This is a genomic window from Microcoleus sp., assembly GCF_049646505.1.
Classification (GTDB): Bacteria; Cyanobacteriota; Cyanobacteriia; order Cyanobacteriales; family Microcoleaceae; genus Microcoleus.
The window spans coordinates 1-6,442 of sequence record NZ_JBARVX010000448.1; the positions used below are offsets into that span (position 1 = coordinate 1).

The following is a 6,442-nucleotide window of genomic DNA, read 5'->3' on the forward strand; positions in this document are numbered from 1 at the left end:
CCGCTACCTCCGTTATTAATCGCAAATGCAAAAACCTCCCGCGTGTTCGCACGATCCACCCAATATTCAGCTATTCCTGCGCTTTCATACAACAAGCGCTTGCTGCCCAAATCATCGTTAAAAGAAGATGCACCAATTTCTATTACCAAATTAGGCGGATCGTATTCATTCAAATCCACAGGTAAGTTGTTGTCATCAGGAGGCACTCTTAAACCAGAACCGATGTAGTAAGCTAAATCGGGTTGAAACTCGCGAATACCTGCTTTGCGAAAACTGGCATTAGTAAATTGAACTACTCGGATATTTCTCAATGTAGCAAACAGAATAACTACATACGGGACAATCGAATTATGACGCGCGTGCAGTGGCCCTACTGGTGACATTTCTACCCTCATAAGTTCTTGATAGTAATAAAACTTGCCCTTTTTCCATGCTGAATCCTCAGCAAAATTCAGAAATTCTTCCCACGTCGCGTTCACCCAAATATCCGTTTCCAAAACCTGCGTAATTGCCGAATTAGAAGCCATAATCCACCTCTACAATTTCTGTATATTCAAATTCATTCGGACTGCGCCTAACTAAAGGATAGCGCGTCCCGCCCAGTTCGATCGCATCTTCTTCGCAATCAGCTTTCGGAGAATTGTACACCAGCACGTACTCCCTGCCCGTGCAGCTTTCCATCTCTCGTGCAACTTCTCCCCGCCACTGAGTCTTAGTTACCAAAACTACCAATTGATTCGCCAACTTCGGCAGTTTATTCGCGATTTGTTTGCGATAAATTTCGTCCAAACTGCCAAAGGGAGAATCCATCACGATCGGAAACGTACTGCTATCCGGGCCCATCAAAGTATTCTTTTGACTCCACTCCCGCACGCCCTGAATAATTCCACCAATAAACGACAAACTGAGAATTTGATTTTCCCCGGTAGAAGCGGCAACCAAAGCTGATTTTCCCGAGGTATTTTCTACTAGCGTCAGTTCGTATTTATCGCTCAACTTGGGAATGTAAGGAGTAAAAGAGATTTGACTGAAAATATCTTGCACCCGCTTTTCTAACTGAGAACAAAACTGTTTTTCTAAGCGCGATCGCACTTCAATTAGGCGATCGATCGCATTCTGAGTCGCAGCAATCCGAGTTTTCGCTAACACTTGCTTTTGCTCGTTCAGTTGCTGCTTGTCGATTTGCTTTTCCAAAGCCGACACCTGCACATTCAAACTCTCAATCTGCTGCTGGTTAGAGCCAGTTTCCCGGTGCAAATCGCCAATTTTTGCCTCAATTTCATCCAAGCGCTGTTGCAAGCCGCTGACATCACCGTCAGGAAAATTTTTCAGCTTGCTGTGAATATCGTCTAACTGATTTTCCACCCGCGAAAGTTCGGATCTACCGCGACTAATATTCGCTTGCTGGCGGTCAATTTCCTCCCAAAAATCAGCTACTTGTTTATCAATTTCATTGACGCGATCGCTAATCCGAATAGTAGTTTCTTCCACATCGCCAACACCCGCTTTATCCATCCAACCGCCAACATTTTCGCTAGCCACAGAACCGGGGGTTAATTCCGCACCGCAGATGCAGCGCTGCTGCACTAATAACTCTTCCAAAAACGGCCGCCCAATCCCCGAAAGCAACTCACCTTTTTCCCGCAAATTTCCTAAAATCAAGTTAAATTCAGCCGCAGCATCCGCCAAAAAAACCGCGTAACCGCGCCCAGAAATTGCTCGTTGAATTGCCGATGAAGCCTGAACAATTTGTTCGCGAAACAAACTCCGCTGATTTTCCAATTCGTCTCGCAATTTTTGCCACTCAGCAGCACCGCTGCGTTCCAGCAAATCTCCGTTAACTGCTTTTTTCAATTCGCCTTGATTAATCAATTCTAGCTCAATTTCTACTTTTCTTTGTGAAAGCTGTTCTACCGCTTTCTGACAAACTTGTTTCTCTTTTAAAAGCTTCTTAATTTCGGAACCGCCAATCAGGATTAAATCTGTTTCTAGAGATTTTCGGGCATCTGTTAAATGTTTGACCGAGCGATTCAGAACCTCTACTCCCAGCAATTCTTTAGTAGCTTCTGCAATTTCTGCTTTCTTATCGTGCCGAACAATTTGCTCGATACGTTCCCCGTCAAAAAAGAAATATTGATGCAAACTTTCGGGCAAAATTCGTCCAATGATATCATCTGGATGCTGTGCAGTCGGCATCCAGCGGCCGTCATCTTTAGCTACTTGCAAGAACAATTCACCTTTGATGTGCTCTACACTATTTTCACTTTTGTAAGCACGGCAAACACGCCTTGCTTGGTAGCGCTTGCTGTCGTGTTCAAACACAATTTCCGCCCAACAACCTACGGCTTTTCCCATTTCCGCTTCAGCAAGAGCGCGCTTGTTTACTAATTGTTCTTCCGCCGCAAAAGCCGCGCTAAATTTTCCGTACAGCACCCAGGTAAAGGCATTCATTAAGGCAGTTTTTCCCGAACCGTTATTGCCGTGAATTACTGTGATATTTTCCGCGCCCCAAGCCAGCTTGATTTCTGGACTTTTGCCGAAAAACTGCCGAAAATTGCACAGAGTAATTGAAATTAACTTCATACAATTGTTTCCTTAATAATTTTTAAAATGTCATCGCTAATATAGCGGGGAGATTTCATATAGAGTTTATCTTTTTCTAGTTCCAATACCCGCTCAATAATTTGTCGGACTTCGGGCGGCGCGCTAGTAATCGGTTCTTGTACGTCGCTCAAGTCTTTGTCGGCGTGATAGGAAGAACGTTTTTCGGATAAGATTTCCGTTGAAATTATCGGAGTTGAGCTGTTTCCGTATTTATATGTGTTGCTCGGATTTTCTCTCAAATCTTCTATCAGATTTTCCATCAAATTATACCTCACCTCTTGCGAAGTTTAAAAATATTTGCCACTCATCTGAGGTCCGATCGATCGTAATATCCCGGCGGGGGCGGGTTGAGAAACTCTGGGAAATGCAATTAAATATTGAGGCGAACCCGCCCCTACATTATCGCGTTTAATTATTGACCGGATATGATATCAAACGGCGCTCAAATAAGGCTATGTTATTAACATAAACGAAACCGGAATAAATGTCAAATATCTAACAGCCCGTACCGCTTCTGAAGTTGGAGCAATTTCACCCTAGCTTCTCCAGCATTGTCTGCTAAATCGGCAAATTCTAAGAACCGCTTCAACTCTTTTCGCAGTAGATTGCGCTCGACTTCTAAGGTTTCCCTGCCCAAATCTGGAGGCAAAACAATCATGTCAAATAAAGTTGCCCTTTCCTTCCCCGGATGCGGCCGCAAAATCCGCCCGCGGCGCTGAATAAACTGGCGCGGATTGCTGCTGCTGGCTAAAATTACAGCATTGCGAATTGCCGGAATATCCACTCCTTCATCCAAGCAGCGAATTGCGACTAAACCTTGCAATTCTCCAGTTTCAAATTGTCGGCGCAAATTTTCTCTTTCTGCTAAAGGAGTCGCCGCTGTATAGGTGTTAACTCGATAGCCTAATTCTGAACCCAATAACTTCGCGGTTTCTGTTAGTTGGCGGTTGTTGTTTCGGCGCGCGCTTCCTTCGATCGCACCGTCGCCGCAGTAAAATAAAGTGTGGGCTGTGTCGAGACGGCGGATCATTAATTCTCGCAAGGCTGTTAATTTATTAGCCGCCGCCCCAATTAACCGAGCCCGCTGCATTAATAAAGGCGTTAAAGAATCATTATTTTCTACTTTTTCATCGCCCCAAAGCGCCCAGCCAATTTTTTTAGTTAAATAGGAATATTTGCGGGTTTCAGCTTCGGTCAGTTCTACTAAAATCGGATAGTATAAATAATGTACTAATGCTTTTTGGCGGATGGCATCGGCTAAGGTGAGTTCCGGCTGCAAAACCGGGCCGAAATAATCTAAAATAGCTTCTGTTCCCTGTTCGTCGAAATGTCTTTCTGGGGTAGCGGAAAGGGCGAGGCGCAGTCCAATATTGCGCGGCAAACTTTGTTCCAAACGGGGCGCACCTAAGTTGTGAACTTCGTCTCCAATAATTAGGGTTTTTTGTGGAAAATAGCGGATTTGCGACTGCAAGCTATCCGACATTAATGTGGTATTAGTGGTGATGATTGTGAGAAATAGCTGCTCGCGAGATCGCACTTCATACAAACCAGCAGCCAGCTTATTCTGCCAACTGCGAGCGCTATCAAAAGCTAAAATAGGTTTTAAGCCAAATTTTTCTGATTCGCGCGCCCACTGATTCACCAGATGGCAGTACGGGCAAATTACGAGCAATACTTGGAGGTTGATTTTTTGGTATAATTCAGTGGCGATCGCCAGCGCAGTAATCGTCTTGCCGCTACCCGTCGCCATCTTCAGCGTACCGCGTCCCTGATTCGCAAACCAATTATCAACCGCCGCGCGTTGATACTGTCGCAATTGCAGCGATGGCGGCATCTTCGGAAACCCAAATTGCGAATGATTGGCCGCCATCGCGATTCACCTTTAAATGCCGTTAAGAAGAAGGAAGAAGGAAGAAGTCATTAGTCATTAGTCATTAGTCATTAGTCAGTAGGGGCGGTGCCCCCGTACCCGCCCTCCTGCGGTCATTAGTCATTAGTCATTAGTCATTAGTCATTAGTGCTCTCCCCCCAAATCGAACGTCCAACGTCATCAGGAACAAGGAACAAGGAAGAAATACACAGGAACATTTTTTTTAGCGAGTCGTATTTTACATTTAACTAGATGGATTTAGTTAGATGCAAAATTCCCTATACTCAACTGTAACTCACGGGCGATCGAAACTTAACAGCCCAAACAAATCATCCGCCGACAGTTGCAAATCCGACAGCACATCGAGCACAGGTAAAATATCCTGATTCTCTTTCGCCTCTGGTTGCTGCTGCGGTTTAAAAACAAGAACTAATTTTTCTGCCGGGTCAATCAACCACCCCAATTTAGCACCGTGATTTAAGCAAAACAAAATATTATTAATGACCCGAGTGGGATTTTGATCCGGCGATAAAATCTCAATTGTCCAATCCGGGACAATTTTAAACCTGTTTTCTACTTCTCCATCAGCATTCAGAAGAATGCGCGACCACTCAAACACTGCTATATCTGGAACAATAGAACGTCCTCCAAAAGTGCAGCGTAATTCTGAAAAAGCAAAAGCTAACTTTTGCGGTTCTCCCACCTGATTAATTCTATTCCCAAAACGGGTTTGCAACGTACTGTGTTTTCCTTGCGGCATAGCTTTTTGATAAATTTGACCGTCAACATACTCGCTAGCAGGCTTAGTTTCTGGAAGCAGCAGAAACTCTTCCAGAGAAATCTTTGACTGAGACTGAATTAAAGTTACCATAAGCCATTCAACCCTCAAAAACTATTAAAAATTCACATCGCTATCAGCTTCCCAATCCTGACAACTTTCCGATTCCACACCAGTAGGGTGCATCGCACAAACCAACAAATTTCCCCCATAAACTTGACCGTGATAGTTGCGACAACCCTGACAAGCCGCCTGCTGTGTCGGCGAAGGTTCTACATAAGTCACCAGCGACAAATCTATCTCATCAAACTGCGGGTCAAATTCCAGGCAAATGTCAATTATCGGTTCTATAAATTCATTGAAATAACCATCAAATTCATTGAAATAACCGTCAACTTCAGCAATCAGGTTATTTTGTACTTGTTCTGTAAACTCTTCCGAAATTTTTGCCAAAACGTCCAGCATTTCGGCAAATTCATCGCTAACGCCGTTAAAAAAATGCTCTGCGTCAGACACAGCATTTTCCATTACTTCAAAAAAACCTTTAGACCAATCTTCCATTGATTTTCCAGCTTACTATTGCAAAATATTTAACAGACAAGTGCAGGCAGCCTCATGCGAAGCCATTGCACCTACTTTCAATTCTATAGTCCAGGAAGCACGGGTAACTAAAAACCGGGTTTTTCCACAAAAATATTTACGGCGCGCCCTGAATCTCGGTTGAACAACCCGGTTTCTTGGTTGGTAGTGCATCCAGGACTATTCTATTACCTAATGCCCGATATTCATCCACCTTTGAATCTAACAGCAGAGATATTCAAAAAGGGAACTCAAGAGTATTATCTTGAGTTCCCTTGATGCTTTGCTTTGCGAGCTTTTTTTGAGCTTAATCGCGCTTCAGCTTTCGCAATTCATCTTGTAAATTCTGTACTTGTTCGCGGAGTTTGTCTACGCCGCCGGTTTCTTTAGCATCTGGTGCCGAAACCTCTTCTTCCTCAGAAACAATTTCAATCCGGCGAGGTTCAGCCGGTTTTTTGTCCCCAGTCACTTCTACTGGCGGTTGCTGCTGCTGAGCTTGTTGTACCATATCGTCAACAAAGCGGCGTGCTTCTTCCGTTGACATTTCGCCCCGCTTGACTAATTCATCTGCCAGCTTTTGGGCTTCAGTGCGTAATTCAGTTAACTTGCTG

Annotated in this window: 7 protein-coding genes; all 7 read right to left on the bottom strand. The window is 44.2% G+C overall.

The genetic code is table 11. The features are described from left to right. Positions 1–527, bottom strand: a 527-nt coding sequence (locus tag WBA89_RS21655) for a Uma2 family endonuclease (RefSeq protein ID WP_424409361.1), incomplete at its 3' end; no start/stop codon positions are given. After that, complete coding sequence (locus WBA89_RS21660) at positions 517–2,583, bottom strand: AAA family ATPase (protein ID WP_424409362.1); 2,067 nt, start codon at positions 2,581–2,583, stop codon at positions 517–519. The genes WBA89_RS21655 and WBA89_RS21660, both read right to left, overlap by 11 nt. After that, entirely contained in the window at positions 2,580–2,864 is a 285-nt protein-coding gene (locus tag WBA89_RS21665) for a hypothetical protein (protein WP_424409364.1), read from the bottom strand. The genes WBA89_RS21660 and WBA89_RS21665 overlap by 4 nt, the downstream gene beginning before the upstream one ends. Before the next feature lie 227 nt (positions 2,865–3,091). After that, a complete protein-coding gene (locus WBA89_RS21670; RefSeq protein ID WP_424409366.1) occupies positions 3,092–4,474 on the bottom strand; it encodes a DNA phosphorothioation system restriction enzyme in 1,383 nt (460 codons plus the stop codon). Between the two features lie 295 nt (positions 4,475–4,769). Next, complete coding sequence (locus WBA89_RS21675) at positions 4,770–5,345, bottom strand: Uma2 family endonuclease (protein ID WP_424409367.1); 576 nt, start codon at positions 5,343–5,345, stop codon at positions 4,770–4,772. Positions 5,346–5,369: 24 nt separating this feature from the next. Beyond that, positions 5,370–5,813 (bottom strand): hypothetical protein, encoded by a 444-nt coding sequence (locus tag WBA89_RS21680; RefSeq protein ID WP_424409369.1) that lies wholly within the window; start codon positions 5,811–5,813, stop codon positions 5,370–5,372. Positions 5,814–6,138: 325 nt separating this feature from the next. After that, the coding region (locus WBA89_RS21685; protein WP_424409371.1) for a hypothetical protein at positions 6,139–6,442 on the bottom strand (304 nt) is incomplete at its 5' end.